This window comes from Pseudomonas putida (assembly GCF_022627325.1).
Taxonomy (GTDB): domain Bacteria; phylum Pseudomonadota; class Gammaproteobacteria; order Pseudomonadales; family Pseudomonadaceae; genus Aquipseudomonas; species Aquipseudomonas putida_X.
On record NZ_JAETZZ010000016.1, the window covers coordinates 37365 to 52726 of the forward strand.

The following is a 15362-nucleotide window of genomic DNA, read 5'->3' on the forward strand; positions in this document are numbered from 1 at the left end:
ATGGCAACCAGTCGAGTCCGCAGCCTCAGAAGAAGGTGTGAGCGCTGACAGGTGCCTGAGGGTGTTCAGTGCCTGTGAGATCGAGCGCCACGCGGGCGGCGCTCGATCTCACAGGTACTGAACACCTCTAGGCAAGCACCTGGTCGCCCTGGTGCAATCCCCTGTCCTTCTCAAGGCAACAAAACGGTAGACCCAACAGTCCTGCGCGCCGACAGCTCAGCTTGCGCCTTCGCCGCCTCACTCAGCGGATACCTTTGCTGGATATCCACAACCAGTTTGCCACTGCCAATCATCGCAAACAGGTCGTCGGCCATGGCCTGGGTGTTCTCGGCATTATTGGCATAGGTCGCCAAGGTCGGGCGAGTGACGTACAGCGATCCTTTCTGCGCCAGGATCCCAAGGTTCACCCCGCTCACGGCCCCCGAGGCATTGCCAAAGCTCACCATCAAGCCGCGCGGTTGCAGGCAGTCCAGCGAGGTAAGCCAGGTGTCGGCACCCACGCCGTCATACACCACCGGGCATTTCTTGCCATCGGTCAGCTCCAGCACCCGCTTGGCCACGTCTTCGTGGCTGTAATCGATGGTTTCCCAAGCGCCCAGCGCCTTGGCCCGTTCGGCCTTCTCGGCAGAACTCACGGTGCCGATGAGCTTGGCTCCCAGCGCCTTGGCCCACTGGCAGGCCAGCGAGCCCACGCCACCGGCGGCAGCGTGGAACAGGATCACATCGCCGGGCTGCACGGCGTAGGTCTGCTTGAGCAGGTACTGCACGGTCAGGCCCTTGAGCATTACCGCTGCCGCCTGCTCGAAGCTGATGTTGTCGGGCAGCTTGACCAGGTTGGCTTCCGGCAGTGTGTGCACCTCGCTGTAGGCACCCAGCGGGCCGCCGCCATAGGCCACGCGGTCACCCACTTTCAGGCGGGTGACGCCCTCGCCCACTGCATCGACCACGCCGGCGCCCTCGGTGCCCAGGCCCGACGGCAGCGCAGGCGGGGCATACAACCCGTTGCGGAAATAGGTGTCGATGAAGTTCAAGCCGATCGCGTGGTTACGTACGCGCACTTGCTGCGGCCCCGGCGGTGCCGGGTCGAACTCTACAAGCTGCAGCACTTCGGGGCCGCCATGCTGGCTGAACTGGATACGCTTGGCCATCTCGCACTCCTGTTGTCGGGATCGGAAAAGGCCTTCTATCGGACGCCTTTGCTTGATCGCCGTCAACTGCGGCGCTCAGGTTTGCGGTGGTATGCTACGCGGCGAATTCTTCCCTGCCCGTTTCTGGTGACCCGATGACTAGCCGCACCGAGGCCGTGAAAGCCTACCTGCTCGACCTGCAAGACCGCATCTGCTCTGCCCTCGAAACCGAGGACGGCGGCGCCCGCTTCGTCGAGGATGCCTGGGTGCGCGAAGCCGGTGGCGGGGGCCGTACGCGAGTGATTGGCGACGGCAAGGTGATCGAAAAAGGCGGGGTCAACTTCTCTCATGTGTTCGGCTCTGGCCTGCCACCTTCGGCCAGTGCACACCGGCCCGAGCTGGCGGGCCGAGGTTTCGAGGCTTTGGGCGTATCGCTGGTGATCCACCCGCACAACCCGCACGTGCCGACGTCCCACGCCAACGTGCGCTTCTTCATTGCCGAGAAAGAAGGCGAAGAGGCGGTGTGGTGGTTCGGCGGTGGCTTCGACCTGACCCCGTACTACGGCAACGAAGAAGACTGCATTCACTGGCACCGCGTGGCCGAGCAGGCCTGTGCGCCCTTCGGCGCAGACGTATACCCCCGCTACAAAGCCTGGTGCGACCGCTATTTCCACATCAAGCACCGTGGTGAACCACGAGGCATTGGCGGGCTGTTCTTCGATGATTTGAACGAGTGGGATTTCGATACCTGCTTCGCGTTCATTCGCGCCATCGGCGATGCTTTCGTCGACGCCTACCTGCCGATCATCCAGCGTCGCAAGGCCACGCCTTACACCGCCGAGCAGCGCGAATTCCAGGAGTTCCGCCGCGGCCGCTATGTGGAGTTCAACCTGGTCTACGACCGGGGCACCCTGTTCGGGCTGCAGTCCGGCGGCCGCACCGAGTCGATCCTGATGTCGCTGCCACCGCAAGTGCGCTGGGGTTACGATTGGAAGGCAGCGCCCGGCAGCGAAGAAGCCCGCCTGACCGAGTACTACTTGCAGGACCGCGACTGGCTCGGCCAGTAAGCCTGTGGATAACCGAGGAGCCCCCATGGACCAGTACGTCGTGTTTGGTAACCCCATCGGCCACAGCAAGTCGCCGTTGATTCACCGGCTGTTCGCCGAACAGACCGGACAGGACCTGGAATACAGCACGCTGCTTGCGCCGCTGGACGAATTCAGCGACTGCGCCCGCGGCTTCTTCAAGCAAGGCAGCGGCGCCAACGTGACCGTGCCCTTCAAGGAAGAGGCCTATCGCCTGTGTGACAGCCTCACTCCGCGTGCCCAACGGGCCGGCGCGGTGAACACCTTGAGCAAGCTGGCCGATGGCTCGCTGCGGGGCGATAACACTGATGGCGCCGGCCTGGTGCGTGACCTCACCGTGAATGCCGGGGTTGAACTGGCTGGCAAACGTATTCTGATCCTTGGCGCTGGGGGCGCGGTGCGTGGCGTGCTGGAGCCGATCCTGGCGCATGAGCCCCAATCCTTGGTAATTGCCAACCGCACACTGGAAAAGGCCGAGCAGCTGGCACGCGAGTTCGATGAGATGGGGCCGGTGATGGCCAGCGGTTTCGCCTGGCTGCAGGAGCCGGTGGACGTGATCATCAACGCCACGTCGGCGAGCCTGTCCGGCGAGCTGCCGCCGATTGCCGACAGCTTGGTCGAGGCCGGGCGGACCGTGTGCTACGACATGATGTATGGCAAGGAGCCCACGCCGTTCTGCCAGTGGGCCAGCAAGCTGGGTGCAGCAAAGGTGCTGGATGGGCTGGGCATGCTGGCTGAGCAGGCGGCTGAAGCGTTCTTCATCTGGCGTGGGGTGCGGCCGGATACGGCGCCGGTGTTGGCTGAGTTGCGACGGCAGCTGGCGCGGGCCTGAGATTGCGGGGGCCGCAAAGCGGCCCCAATGATCATTCCGCAAATTGAATTGGGCAAAGCGCCTCCCCTTCCAGCTTCTGCAATTCCTCGACCACCTGCGGCCTGGCGCGCAGCAAGGTCAAACTCCCGCCCGCCCGGCGCAACCGCCGCGCCTCGCGGTGCAACATATCCACACCCGAGTAATCGATGAAATTCACCTGCCGTGCATCGATCACCACATGCGGCCCCTGGCAACGCTGCAGGCGCACCTGCAGGTAGTGCGCCGCACCGAAGAAGATCGACCCACCCACCCGCAGTACATCGGCCTGACCTTCGCGGCTCTGCTGAATCCGAGGCCGTGAAGTGCGTTTGAGGTAGAAGAACAGCGAAGCCAGCACACCGGCGTAAATCGCTGTCTGCAACTCCAGCAGCAAGGTTGCGGCAGCGGTCAGGGCCATGACCAGGAACTCGGAGCGGCTGACCCGGAACAGCGCGCGTATTGCGCGGTGGTCCACCAGGCCCCAGCAGATCAGCAGGATACTACCGGCCATGGCCGGTATCGGCAGGTGTGCGATCAACCCTGCACCCGTGACGGCGAACAGCGCTACCCACAGCGCCGAGAACACCCCGGCCATGGGGGAACGGGCGCCAGCGTCGTAGCTGAGCCCAGAGCGGGTGAAGGATCCAGAAGACAGGTAGCCGGAAAAGAATGCCCCGACGATGTTCGACATGCCTTGGGCGCGGATTTCCTGGTCGGCGTCGATCAGCTGCTCGGAGCGTGCCGACAGCGAACGGGCGATCGACAGGCTGGTCACCAGGCCCAGCATGCCCACCGCCACGGCACTGGGCAGCAGGCGCAGCATCAGCTCCACATCCACTAACGGCAGTGGGCTGAGTGGGGGCAGCTGGCCGGAAAATGCTGGCACGCGCGGTACATGGCCAAAGAAACCGGGCAGCGACCAGGCCACCAGGCTGATCACGATCAGGCTTATCAACAGGCTCGGCCAGCGTGGCCGCCAGAGTTTGAAGGCCGCACCGACAAGCACGGTACTCAAGCCCAGGATCAGGGAGGGCAAGTCGACCTCGCCAGCATGGCTTGCCAGGTCTTGTACCGTTTTCAATGCCGTGGCCTGGCTCGGCAAATCCATCCCCAGCAGGTTGGGCAATTGGCCGAGGGCAATGACGATGGCGGCGCCCAGAGTGAAGCCAAGCACCACCGAATGGGAGACGAAGTTGACCACCGCGCCGAAGCGTAGCAGCCCGAGCAGCAGTTGGAAGATGCCAGCGAGGAAGGTCAGCAGCAGCACGAGGGTCACGTAATCGGCGCTACCGGCCACTGCCAAGGGGCTGATGCTGGCGTAAAGGACAATTGAGATGGCGGCGGTCGGTCCGCAAATCAGGTACCAGGACGAACCCCACAGGCAGGCGACCAGTACTGGCACGATGGCCGCATAAAGACCATATTCGGCAGGCAAGCCGGCGATCAGGGCATAGGCGATGGATTGCGGCAGGGCAAGGATGGCGCCGCTGAGTCCGACCAGCAGGTCCTCGCGCAGGCTACGGCCCGATTGACGGGGCAGCCAGGTCAAGAAGGGCAGCAGGTGGGTCAACTGAATCATCATCCCTCTCGTATTCGGATCTTGTGTTGGTTTGGCTGGCCTCATCGCCGGCAAGCCGGCCCCGCAGGGGGATCACAGAGGGCGAGCCTACGGCTCTAGCTGAGCCGGCGCCCCGGCGATGAGGTCGGTCCAGCCTCTACAACTCAGCTTTTACAGCCTCTTTGGCATCGCCGCCGTCTTTGGTTGTGACGCCCGCCAACCAGCCTTCCAGCCATTGCGGATGTGCCTTGACCCACGCCTTGGCCGCGTCATCGAAACTCATCTTCTTATCCACAACCTCAGCCATGATGCTGTTTTCCATGTCCAGGGTGAATTTCAGGTTACCCAACAATTTTGCAGGGTTGGGGCAGGCCTGTGGATAACCTTTGCGGGTCAGGGTGTAGACCTCCCCCTTGCTGCCAAACCACTTCTCCCCGCCCGTCAGGTAATGCATCTTCAGTTTTACGTTCATCGGGTGCGGGGTCCAGCCCAGGAAAGTGATGTACTGGTTTTTCTTAACGGCGCGGTCCACCTGCGCCAGCATCGCTTGTTCACTCGATTCAACCAGCTTCCATTGGCCGAGGTTGAATTCATTCTTGTCGATGATCTCCTTCAACGACAGGTTGGCTGGCGCGCCCGAGCCGATTCCGTACAGCTTCTTGTCGAACTTATCGGCATGCTTTTGCAGGTCGGCGAAGCTTTTCACGCCAGCATTCCACACGTAATCGGGCACTGCCAGGGTGAACTCGGTGCCTTCGAGGTTGCGCGACAGCTGCTGCACGTCGCCATTGGCGATGAACTTGTCATGAAAGCCCTGCTGGGCCGGCATCCAACTGCCCAGAAAAGCATCGACCTTACCGTCCTTGAGGCCGCCGTAGATGATCGGCACCGCCAGGCTGTCGATCTTCACCTGGTAACCCAGGCTTTGCAGAAGCAAGCGGGCGATGGCATTGGTGGAGGCGATGTCGCTCCAGCCGGGGTCGGCCAACCTCACGGTGCTGCATTGGGCATCTTCGGCGTGAGCCGTAGCGGTGCCCAGGCTCATGGCCAGGGCGAACACGATGGTGGAAAACTTCTGCATGGCGGCTTCTCTTCTCAATCCAGGGGTGCGGGCTGTGGATAACGTGCCTTGCGCTCGAGGTCGTCGAGATCGATGTGGTTGCGCATGTACTGTTGGCTGGCGTCCACCCGTGGTTGGTGATCCCAGCTTTTCAGTGTGCCGATTGCCAGCGCTTCGGCCACCAGGCGGCGGCGCCGCTGGCTGGCCAGCACTTGCTGGCGCAGGCTGGGGATATCCCAGCGCTGGTGTGCTTCATCGACAAATGCCTGCAGCAGCGCCTGATGGTCCGGGCTGCCGGAGAGGTTCTCCCGCTCGTGCGGGTCGCGGCTCAGGTCATAGAGTAAACACGGGTCGTCTTCGCTGTACACGAACTTGTACGGGCCGCGGCGGATCATCATCAGGGGGCCGACGGTACCCTCGGCCATGTATTCGCCGATCACCTGGTCGTGGCCACCCTGCCCTTGCAAGTGGCCGAGCAGTGATTGCCCATCCAGATGCAGGCTTTTATCCACAGTACCGCCGGCAAGCTCGACCAGCGTCGGCAGCAGGTCGCAGGTCGATACCGAAGCACTGACCCGGGCGGGGGCGAAGCGCTTGGGTGCGTAGACCAGCAGCGGCACCCGCGCCGACATCTCGAACCAGTGCATCTTGTACCAGAGCCCGCGCTCGCCAAGCATGTCGCCGTGATCGCCAGAGAAAACGACCAAGGTGTCGTCCGCCAGGTTGCACTCCTCCAGTGTCTGCAGAAGCTGGCCGATGTTGTCGTCGATGTAGCTGCAGGCGCCGAAGTAGGCGCGACGTGCATCGCGGATCTTTTCCACAGGCAGGGGCTTGTTCCACAGGTCATACACCTTGAGCAGGCGCTGTGAGTGGGGATCGAGCTCGCTTTGGCCAAACTCGGCGCGTGGCATGGGGATATCCACACCCTCGTAGCGATCCCAGTAGCGCTTGGGGATGGTGTACGGGTCGTGGGGGTGAGTCATGGACACGGTCAGGCAGAACGGCCGACCATCGTTCTCGCGCACATGGTCGTAAAGGTATTGACGGGCCTTGAACACCACCTCTTCATCGAAATCCAGCTGGTTGGTACGCACGCAGGGGCCGGCCTGCAATACCGAAGACATGTTGTGATACCAGCTTGGCCGCGCGTCCGGCGCGTCCCAGTTTACTGCCCAGCCATAGTCGGCAGGGTAGATGTCGCTGGTCAAGCGCTCTTCGTAGCCGTGCAACTGGTCCGGGCCGCAGAAATGCATCTTGCCCGACAGAGCGGTGCGGTAGCCAAGCCGGCGCAGGTAGTGGGCGTAGGTCGGGATATCGGCTGGGAAGTCGGCGGCGTTGTCATAGGCGCCAATGCGGCTGGGCAGTTGGCCACTTACCAGGGTGAAGCGCGAGGGGGCGCACAGCGGGCTGTTGCAGTAGGCCGAATCGAACACCACCGCCTGATCGGCGAGCCGGCTCAGGTGGGGCATCTGGATCGGTGAGGGGCCATATATCGGCAAGATGGGGGCGGCCATCTGGTCGGCCATGATGAACAGGATATTCGGTCGCGTCATGGTTCGATTCCATCGTTGAAGGTTATGCGAACTGCTTGCCTATCAAGATGCGACTGTGGATAACATGGGTAAAGCCCATGGCGGGCAATGACTGGGATTAGCTGCGCTTATGTTTGACCACCTCGCCGACCTGTCACTCGACGCGCTGCGCGTATTCGAGGCCGCTGCCCGCTTGCGTGGTTTCACGGCGGCGGCTTTGGAGCTGGGCACTACCCAACCGGCGGTAAGCCAGCAGGTCAAACGACTGGAGGCTCAGCTGGGCACGCGGCTGTTTGACCGTATCTACCGCGGCATCGCGCTGACTGACGCCGGGCAGGTATTGTTCGAGCAGGTGCATCAAGCCCTGCAGGCCATGGACGACGGCGTTGCCCAAGCCAGCGGACGGGATCAGCGCGAAGTGTTGCAGGTGGCCACCGACTTCGCCTTCGCAGCGTTCTGGCTGATGCCCCGATTGCAGCGGTTCCACGAAGCTTATCCACAGGTGGACGTGAGCCTGGTGACCGGTGAGCGCAGCCAGGGGATGTTACGGCCGGACATCGATGTGGCGGTGTTGTTTGGTGATGGTCGGTTCCACCAGGGCGAAAGCCGATGGCTGTTCGATGAAGAAGTATTCCCGGTCTGCAGCCCTCGGCTGACTCATGGCAAACCCTTGTCAGCTGTGGCTTTGCAACGACTGCCACTGCTTCATCTGCGTGGCGAGCAGGCCAGCCGCTGGTTCGACTGGGCGGGTGTGTTTCGTGGCTTTGGCGTTCAAAGCCCGCCGCCTCCAGGGCAGTTACGGTTCGATAACTACACGCTGTTGGTCCAGGCGGCCATTGCCGGACAAGGCGTGGCTATCGGCTGGCGGCATCTGGTCGATGGGCTGGTCGAGCAAGGGTTGTTGTGCCGGCCGCTAGAGGGTAGCTTGCGTTCGGCGCGGGGGTATTACGTGGTGCTGCCGCCGCGCAAGCGGCGTGGGGCGCTGATTGAGCGGTTTGTGGATTGGCTGGAAAGTGAGCGGACTCGGTGAATCGGGCTGCTGCGCAGCCCACCGCCGGCAAGCCAGCGCCTACAGGCCCATGGCTTGGCTTGAGCTAGTGCGTTACCTGTAGGCCCCTGGCGGCTTACGTCACGAAGTTCAGATGCTCGCCCCGATGCAGGTCCAGCTCAAGCATGTCGGCCATCCCTGCCGCCATTCGCTCCAGGTCCATCAGTGGCTGTGGCGCATTGATCAACGTCCAGTGCAAAGGGCTGCGTTGCAGTGCATCTACAACCTGGTCCACACACTCACGTTCTTCTTCGGTGTACTTGCCCGGCGCGTCCAGCACATCGAAATCGCCCACCAGCAGCACCCGGCGTATAGTCGTGCGAGAAAGGCCGGCGACCAACGCTTCGCTCATCCGCCCTTGCGCGGCAAGGTCACCGGATGCCAGCGCCGACAGCAGGGCAATCACCGCCGAACCCCCCGCTGCGCCCTGTTCCGCCTGGTTGGCATCACCCAGCCCGCCTATCTTGAAATGCAGGCCCGGGCGCGGAGCATGGCGGTTGAGGTCATCGACCACGGCAGTGACTTCATGCTGACGTGACAGCAACTCGACCATCAGGGCACTGCCCAGGCGGCTTTCAGCCCCGAACAGCACCAGCTTGAACACTGGGGTTTCGGCATTTTTCACTGCATCGCTCCCTTCGCAGGTGGGTGATGGTTTGACCGCAATCAGGAGACATCGTGCAGAGGATCAAGGGCTATCACGCCCACGTTTATTACGACGCATCGACTATCGAGCAGGCTCGTGCGCTGTGCGAGGAGGCGGCGCGGCTGTTTCCCGTGACCATGGGGCGCATGCACGAGAAGCCGGTAGGGCCGCACCCGGACTGGAGCTGCCAGCTGGCGTTCGAGCCGCAGGTGTTGGGGGTGGTGTTGCCGTGGTTGGCGCTGTATCGCAAGGGGTTGGTGGTGTTTCTGCATCCGCTGACCGGGGATGAGCTGGCAGATCACCGTGATCATGCGATCTGGATGGGGGCTTTGCGACCTTTGAAGTTATCGGTTTTTGGCGGTTAGCGATGTGTCGGCTTCTTCGCGGACAGACCCGCGAAGAAGCCACTGGGATCAGTGTCGGGCGCCGCGCACACCTTCAGCCAGCGCAGAGCACAGGCTCAGCACATCGGCAACAGCCTGATCGGCATCTTTGGCCTGGGCGATCTTGTCGACCAGCGCCGACCCTACCACCACACCATCAGCCAGGCGCGCGATCGCTGCGGCCTGCTCTGGTGTACGAATGCCGAAGCCAACGCTGATCGGCAGGTCAGTGTGCCGACGCAGACGGGCGATGGCTTCGGTCACGTGCTCGGTGGTTGCCGAGCCGGCGCCGGTCACACCGGCCACCGATACGTAATAGACGAACCCGGAGCTGCGCTCCAGCACCCGTGGCAGGCGCGCATCGTCGGTGGTCGGGGTGGTCAGGCGAATGAAGTCGATGCCAGCGGCCTGGGCCGGGGTCGCGAGCTCGGCATCGTGCTCCGGCGGCAGGTCGACGATGATCAGGCCATCGACACCTGCTTCTTTGGCTTGTGCAACGAACTGCTCTACACCAAAGCGGTGGATCGGGTTGTAGTACCCCATCAGCACGATCGGTGTGGCCTGGTTGTCGACGCGGAATTCACGCACCATGTTCAGGGTCTTGGCCAGGTTCTGGCCTGCTTCCAGCGCACGCAGCGTGGCCAGCTGAATGGCGACGCCATCGGCCATCGGGTCGGTGAACGGCATGCCCAGTTCGATCACGTCGGCGCCGGCCGCCGGCAGACCCTTGAGGATCTGCAGCGAGGCATCGTAGCCAGGGTCGCCGGCGGTGACGAAGGTGACCAGTGCAGAGCGGCCTTCGGCTTTCAGCTCGGCAAAGCGTTGTTCAAGACGGCTCATGCCTGTTTCTCCTGGGCGGCCATGTGGTTCATCACGGTTTGCATGTCTTTGTCGCCACGGCCTGACAGGCAGATGACCATCAGGTGATCCTTGGGCAGGCTCGGCGCGCGCTTGATCGCTTCGGCCAGGGCGTGCGAGCTTTCCAGGGCCGGGATGATGCCTTCCAGGCGGCAGGTCGCGTGGAACGCGTCGAGGGCCTCATCGTCAGTGATGCTGACGTACTCCACACGCTTCACTTCATGCAGGTAGGCATGTTCCGGGCCGATGCCCGGGTAGTCGAGGCCGGCCGAGATCGAGTGCGCGTCAGTGATCTGGCCGTCATCGTCCTGCAGCAGGTAGGTACGGTTGCCGTGCAGCACGCCGGGTACGCCGCCGTTGAGGCTGGCCGCATGCTTGTCGGTATCCACGCCATGGCCGCCGGCTTCCACGCCAATGATCTTGACGCTCTGTTCTTCGAGGAATTCGTGGAACAGGCCCATGGCATTGGAGCCACCGCCAACACAGGCAATCAGGCTGTCGGGCAGGCGGCCTTCCTTCTCTTGCAACTGGGCGCGGGTCTCTTTGCCGATGATCGACTGGAAATCGCGGACCATTGCCGGGTACGGGTGTGGGCCGGCCACGGTACCGATCAGGTAGAAGGTGTCGTCGACGTTGGTGACCCAGTCGCGCAGGGCTTCGTTCATGGCGTCTTTGAGTGTGCCAGTGCCCGCTGTAACCGGGACGATCTCGGCGCCCAGCAGCTTCATGCGGAACACGTTGGCCTGCTGGCGCTCGATGTCGGTGGCGCCCATGTAGATTACGCAAGGCAGCCCGAAGCGTGCAGCGACGGTGGCAGTGGCCACGCCGTGCATGCCGGCGCCGGTTTCAGCGATCAGGCGTTTTTTGCCCATGCGCTTGGCCAGCAGCACTTGGCCGATGCAGTTGTTTACCTTGTGCGCGCCGGTGTGGTTGAGCTCTTCACGTTTGAAGAAAATCTTTGCGCCGCCGCAATGCTCGGTCAGGCGCTCGGCGAAATACAGCGGGTTGGGGCGGCCGATGTAGTCGCGCTGGAAGTAGGCCAGTTCTTCGAGGAACTTCGGGTCGGCCTTGGCGGCTTCATACTCGCGGGCCAGATCCAGCACCAGCGGCATCAGGGTTTCGGCCACGTAGCGGCCACCGAACGAGCCGAACAGGCCGTTGGCGTCGGGGCCGGGGCGGTATTGGGACTGGGTCATGGGGCGCTCCAGGGCGTAATGAATGAGTGATGGGCTTTACTTTAACCACGGCAAGGCCGGCTGAAAACCGATAAGATTGCGTAAACCTGTCAGGAAAACTCACACGTCAAATGGCCCACGACCTCCCTCCCCTCAACGCCCTGCGGGCCTTCGAATGCACCGCCAGGCTCAATAGCGTCAGCCAGGCTGCCGAGGCACTGCATGTCACTCATGGTGCTGTGAGCCGGCAGATCAAGGTGCTGGAGGAGCACTTGGGGGTGGCCTTGTTCGTCAAGGACGGCCGCGGCATCAAACTCACAGATGCCGGCGTCAGGCTGCGTGATGCCAGTGGCGAAGCGTTCGACAGGCTGCGCAGCGTATGCGGCGAACTCAGCCGGGATGTCAGCGAGGCACCGTTCGTGCTGGGGTGCTCGGGAAGCCTGCTGGCGCGATGGTTCATTCCCCGGCTTGGGCGCCTGAAGGCGGACCTGCCAGAGTTGCGCCTGCACTTATCAGCGGGCGAAGGCGACCTTGACCCACGCCGGCCGGGGCTCGATGCGCTGCTGGTGTATGCCGAACCCCCTTGGCCTGTGGATATGCAGGTACATGTCCTGGCCGAGGAGCGTATCGGGCCGGTGCTGAGCCCACTCTTTACCGGTTTCGAGCGGTTACGCAGTGCACCCGCTGTAGCGCTGCTGGACGAAGCCTTGCTGCATACCACCTCACGCCCGCAGGCGTGGCCGACCTGGGCCGAACAACAGGGGTTGGATCGGGCTGCGTTGCAGTATGGGCAGGCCTTCGAGCACTTGTATTACCTGCTGGAAGCGGCTGTGGCAGGGCTTGGCGTGGCTATCGCACCGCAGCCGTTAGTGGCGGATGACTTGCGTGCAGGGCGGCTCAGTGCACCGTGGGGCTTTTCCCCTACAGCAGCGGCACTGGCGCTGTGGGTGCCGCGGCGCGCCGCAGACGGGCGCGCCGAGCAACTGGCGCAGTGGCTGCGCCGTGAACTGGAGCGGCAGGCAGGTTAGTTGCGGCGGTACAGCAGGTAGGCCGCGAGCAGGCCGAGCGCGCCGATGGCTACACCGGCAGTGGTCACCGGGTGCTCCTGAGCGTAGTCACGAGTGGCGATACCGGTCTGGCGGGTGCGGGTCTTCACTTCCTCGTAAGCATCGCTAAGCAGGCTGCGCGAGTGCTTCAGTGCGCTTTCGGCGTTGCTGCGGATTGCCTTCACGGACTTCTGTGACTCCTCCGAGGCATCATGCTTGAGGCTCTCCAGACTCTTCAGGAGGCTTTCGATTTCCGCTTCCATGCTTTCCAGGGATGTTTTACGCAGCGAATTGCGGTGCATGGTGACTCTCCTTTGCAGTATGGACTGTATGGATTGCGACTGCGCCCCGCAGCGAAAGTGCGATCGAACTTTCGCCAAGGCTGACGGCTCGCAGGTAAACCAGGCCTGCGCTGCTAGGCTCAATTCACTGTCACCCACGGAGAGCGCTCATGACCGATCATCACACTTACAAGAAGATCGAGCTGGTAGGTTCATCGACCACCAGCATCGAAGACGCCATCAACAATGCGTTGGCCGAAGCGGCCAAGAGCATCAAGCATCTGGAATGGTTCGAAGTGATCGACACCCGCGGCCACATCGAAGGCAACAAGGTGGCGCACTTTCAGGTCACGCTCAAAGTGGGCTTCCGCATCGCCAATAGTTGAAACAGTGGCGGGCTGGCTAAGGCCGGCGTGATGGCGTTATACAGACAAGGGCGCCTTTGCCGGCGCCCTTTGCCATTTTCATCTGCACAAGGAAAGCGAGTGATGAAGAAACTGATTCTGGCGGTGGGCCTGATGACGCTGGCGGGTAGCGCGTTGGCGGCGGGCAAGCCTTGCGAGGAGCTCAAGGCCGAGATTGCCGCGAAGCTGGATGCCAAAGGTGTGAAAGGCTACACACTGGAGATCGTCAGCAAGGGCGACCCTGCTGGCAAGGTGGTGGGGAGCTGTGAGGGTAGCACCAAGGAAATTGTCTACCGGCGTGGTTGAACGCTGGCCTAGCCGCCAGCAAGCCGGCCCCACAGCGTTGCCAACACCTCGCGGCTTTGGCGTGTGCTGTGGGCGCCGGTTAGCCGGCGATTTGGGATTACTCAGACCTCAAGGCTTGCGCCAACAATTCATACGACCTGATCCGGTCCTCATGCTCGTACAGGTCGCAGGTAAAGATCAGCTCATCCGCCCCGGTCTGCTCCAGTAGCACCTCGACCTTGGCCCTTACTTTCTGCGGGCTGCCGATCATCGCCAAGCCCAGGAAGCTACCCACCGCATCCCGCTCGTGCGGTAACCACAAGCCATCCATGCTCGGCACTGGCTTGCGCTGCATCAGGCTCTGGCCGCGTATCAAGGCAAGAATACGCTGGTACACCGAGGTGGCCAGGAATTCGGCCTTGTCGTCGGTTTCGGCCACCACCATCGGAATGCCCAACATGACGTAGGGCTTGTCCAGCGTGGTAGACGGCTTGAAATGGTCGCGGTAGATACGGATCGCCTCATGCATGTAGCGCGGCGCGAAGTGCGAGGCGAAGGCGTAGGGCATGCCGCGCATGCCGGCCAGCTGTGCGCTGAACAGGCTGGAGCCGAGCAGCCACATCGGCACCTCGGTGTCGTGCCCAGGGACGGCGATCACTTTTTGATCATCTGTGCGCGGGCCAAGGTAGCGCGACAATTCTTCGACATCGTCCGGGAAATCATCGGCGCTGCCCGAACGCTCGCGACGCAGGGCGCGTGCGGTCATCTGGTCGGCGCCCGGCGCACGGCCCAGCCCAAGGTCGATACGCCCTGGATAAAGGCTGGCCAACGTGCCGAACTGTTCGGCGATGACCAAGGGGGCATGGTTGGGCAGCATGACGCCACCGGAGCCGACACGGATGGTTGAAGTACCCCCCGCCAGGTAGCCGATCAGTACGGAGGTCGCGGAGCTGGCGATGCCGTCCATGTTGTGGTGTTCAGCGACCCAGAAACGGTTATAGCCGAACCGCTCGACGTGCTGCGCCAGGTCCAGCGAATTACGCAACGCTTGCGCAGGGCCCGAGTCGGCCCGCACAGGCACCAGGTCGAGGGTGGAAATTTTCAGGTCACGCAGCTGCGTCATTCGAGCCTCCGCAAAAGTGATTGGCCGAAGGCCTTTCTAACTCTGTATGGGCACATTCGGAAGATTCAATGCTTGCGGTGCGATTGATCTGAACTTGCCGAAGGTGGGTGACCTCTGAACCCATAGATACGTAACCGAGTGACCAGGAGGCATCATGAAAAAGACTGCATCGGCGATCTGGCAAGGTGGCCTGAAGGACGGCAAAGGCGTTATTTCGACTGAAAGCGGCGCCCTGAAGCAGAACCCTTATGGTTTCAACACCCGCTTCGAGGGCTCGCCCGGCACCAACCCAGAGGAGTTGATCGGCGCGGCTCATGCTGGCTGCTTCTCGATGGCGCTGTCGATGATGCTTGGCGAGGCGGGCCTGACCCCAGACCGTATCGATACGATCGCTGAGGTGACCTTGGACAAACAGCCCGACGGCTTTGCCATCACTGCTGTGCACCTGGTCCTCAAGGCCAAGGTGCCTGGTGCGAGCGAAGCCCAGTTCCTTGAGATTGCCAACAAGGCCAAAGCGGGCTGCCCGGTGTCCAAGGTGCTGAACGCGAAGATCAGCCTGGACGCCAGCTTGGTGGGCTAAGCGGCGCAACCGCTTCGGTTTGCTGTAGTCTAAACAGCATCGGCAGCGCAGCTGCCTAACCAGGAGCAGTGCCATGAAACGCGTCGTAATCGCCGTGTTGGCGTCTCTGCTAGCCACTTCTGCCTCGGCGGCGGTCAAGCCGTGCGAGGAACTGAAGGCCGAGATCGAAGCCAAGATCCAGGCTCAGGGTGTGCCGTCGTACACGCTGGAGATCGTGCCCAACGCTGACGTCAAGGATCAGAACATGATCGTCGGCAGCTGTGATGGCGGGACCAAAAAGATCATTTATCAGAAGAACGGATGATCACCGATGGAAACCGG

The 15362-nt window shown here is 62.4% G+C and carries 18 protein-coding genes; 9 read left to right on the forward strand and 9 right to left on the reverse strand.

Features of this window, described 5'->3' with window-relative positions; translation table 11 throughout:
- Positions 1–170: 170 nt before the first annotated feature.
- The gene (locus tag JNA92_RS22200) at positions 171–1148 is read right to left on the reverse strand and encodes an NADPH:quinone reductase (protein WP_241806672.1); all 978 of its coding nucleotides are present in this window, start codon (positions 1146–1148) and stop codon (positions 171–173) included.
- Between the two features lie 134 nt (positions 1149–1282).
- Between JNA92_RS22200 and hemF the strand changes: the two genes are divergently transcribed.
- Entirely contained in the window at positions 1283–2194 is a 912-nt protein-coding gene (gene hemF / locus JNA92_RS22205; RefSeq protein ID WP_241806673.1) for an oxygen-dependent coproporphyrinogen oxidase, read from the forward strand.
- A gap of 25 nt (positions 2195–2219) precedes the next feature.
- Entirely contained in the window at positions 2220–3044 is an 825-nt protein-coding gene (gene aroE, locus JNA92_RS22210) for a shikimate dehydrogenase (RefSeq protein WP_241806674.1), read from the forward strand.
- Positions 3045–3075: 31 nt separating this feature from the next.
- Here aroE and JNA92_RS22215 read toward each other — a convergent pair whose 3' ends face one another.
- The 3 genes from JNA92_RS22215 to betC form a co-directional block, all read right to left on the reverse strand.
- Positions 3076–4641, reverse strand: coding sequence for a SulP family inorganic anion transporter (locus JNA92_RS22215; RefSeq protein ID WP_241806675.1), 1566 nt, complete (start codon positions 4639–4641; stop codon positions 3076–3078).
- 136 nt (positions 4642–4777) lie between these two features.
- Positions 4778–5701, reverse strand: coding sequence for a choline ABC transporter substrate-binding protein (gene choX / locus JNA92_RS22220; protein ID WP_241806676.1), 924 nt, complete (start codon positions 5699–5701; stop codon positions 4778–4780).
- Positions 5702–5715: 14 nt separating this feature from the next.
- Positions 5716–7233, reverse strand: a complete 1518-nt coding sequence (betC, locus tag JNA92_RS22225) for a choline-sulfatase (RefSeq protein WP_241806677.1) — start codon at positions 7231–7233, stop codon at positions 5716–5718.
- Between the two features lie 109 nt (positions 7234–7342).
- On the opposite strand from betC, the gene JNA92_RS22230 reads away from it, so the two are divergent.
- A complete protein-coding gene (locus JNA92_RS22230; protein ID WP_241806678.1) occupies positions 7343–8242 on the forward strand; it encodes a choline sulfate utilization transcriptional regulator in 900 nt (299 codons plus the stop codon).
- Positions 8243–8336: 94 nt separating this feature from the next.
- Here the strand turns inward: JNA92_RS22230 and JNA92_RS22235 are convergent, their stop codons facing one another.
- Positions 8337–8885, reverse strand: coding sequence for an NAD(P)-dependent oxidoreductase (locus tag JNA92_RS22235; RefSeq protein WP_241806679.1), 549 nt, complete (start codon positions 8883–8885; stop codon positions 8337–8339).
- 53 nt (positions 8886–8938) lie between these two features.
- Between JNA92_RS22235 and JNA92_RS22240 the strand changes: the two genes are divergently transcribed.
- A complete protein-coding gene (locus tag JNA92_RS22240) occupies positions 8939–9271 on the forward strand; it encodes a DOPA 4,5-dioxygenase family protein (protein WP_241806680.1) in 333 nt (110 codons plus the stop codon).
- Positions 9272–9319: 48 nt separating this feature from the next.
- On the opposite strand, the gene trpA is transcribed toward JNA92_RS22240, so the two are convergent.
- Entirely contained in the window at positions 9320–10129 is an 810-nt protein-coding gene (gene trpA / locus JNA92_RS22245; protein ID WP_241806681.1) for a tryptophan synthase subunit alpha, read from the reverse strand.
- Positions 10126–11343 carry a tryptophan synthase subunit beta gene (gene trpB / locus JNA92_RS22250; protein ID WP_241806682.1) on the reverse strand — a complete coding sequence of 406 codons (1218 nt, stop codon included), beginning with the start codon at positions 11341–11343 and terminating at the stop codon, positions 10126–10128. Before trpB ends, trpA begins: the two co-directional genes overlap by 4 nt.
- 110 nt (positions 11344–11453) lie before the next feature.
- Here trpB and JNA92_RS22255 point away from each other — a divergent pair, with 110 nt between their 5' ends.
- Positions 11454–12350, forward strand: a complete 897-nt coding sequence (locus JNA92_RS22255; protein ID WP_241806683.1) for a LysR family transcriptional regulator — start codon at positions 11454–11456, stop codon at positions 12348–12350.
- On the opposite strand, the gene JNA92_RS22260 is transcribed toward JNA92_RS22255, so the two are convergent.
- A complete protein-coding gene (locus JNA92_RS22260; RefSeq protein ID WP_012312055.1) occupies positions 12347–12670 on the reverse strand; it encodes a DUF883 family protein in 324 nt (107 codons plus the stop codon). The two genes, JNA92_RS22255 and JNA92_RS22260, sit on opposite strands and share 4 nt — an antisense overlap.
- A gap of 149 nt (positions 12671–12819) precedes the next feature.
- Here JNA92_RS22260 and JNA92_RS22265 point away from each other — a divergent pair, with 149 nt between their 5' ends.
- Positions 12820–13035: a dodecin gene (locus JNA92_RS22265; protein WP_241806684.1), complete on the forward strand. Its 216-nt coding sequence runs from the start codon at positions 12820–12822 to the stop codon at positions 13033–13035.
- A gap of 102 nt (positions 13036–13137) precedes the next feature.
- A complete protein-coding gene (locus JNA92_RS22270; RefSeq protein WP_241806685.1) occupies positions 13138–13359 on the forward strand; it encodes a DUF1161 domain-containing protein in 222 nt (73 codons plus the stop codon).
- A gap of 97 nt (positions 13360–13456) precedes the next feature.
- On the opposite strand, the gene JNA92_RS22275 is transcribed toward JNA92_RS22270, so the two are convergent.
- Positions 13457–14461 (reverse strand): LLM class flavin-dependent oxidoreductase, encoded by a 1005-nt coding sequence (locus JNA92_RS22275; RefSeq protein WP_241806686.1) that lies wholly within the window; start codon positions 14459–14461, stop codon positions 13457–13459.
- Between the two features lie 154 nt (positions 14462–14615).
- On the opposite strand from JNA92_RS22275, the gene JNA92_RS22280 reads away from it, so the two are divergent.
- Both JNA92_RS22280 and JNA92_RS22285 read left to right on the forward strand, forming a co-directional pair.
- On the forward strand, positions 14616–15041 hold the full coding sequence (locus JNA92_RS22280; RefSeq protein ID WP_241806687.1) for an OsmC family protein: 426 nt from the start codon (positions 14616–14618) through the stop codon (positions 15039–15041).
- A gap of 73 nt (positions 15042–15114) precedes the next feature.
- A complete protein-coding gene (locus tag JNA92_RS22285) occupies positions 15115–15345 on the forward strand; it encodes a DUF1161 domain-containing protein (RefSeq protein WP_241806688.1) in 231 nt (76 codons plus the stop codon).
- The last annotated feature ends 17 nt before the right edge of the window (positions 15346–15362 follow it).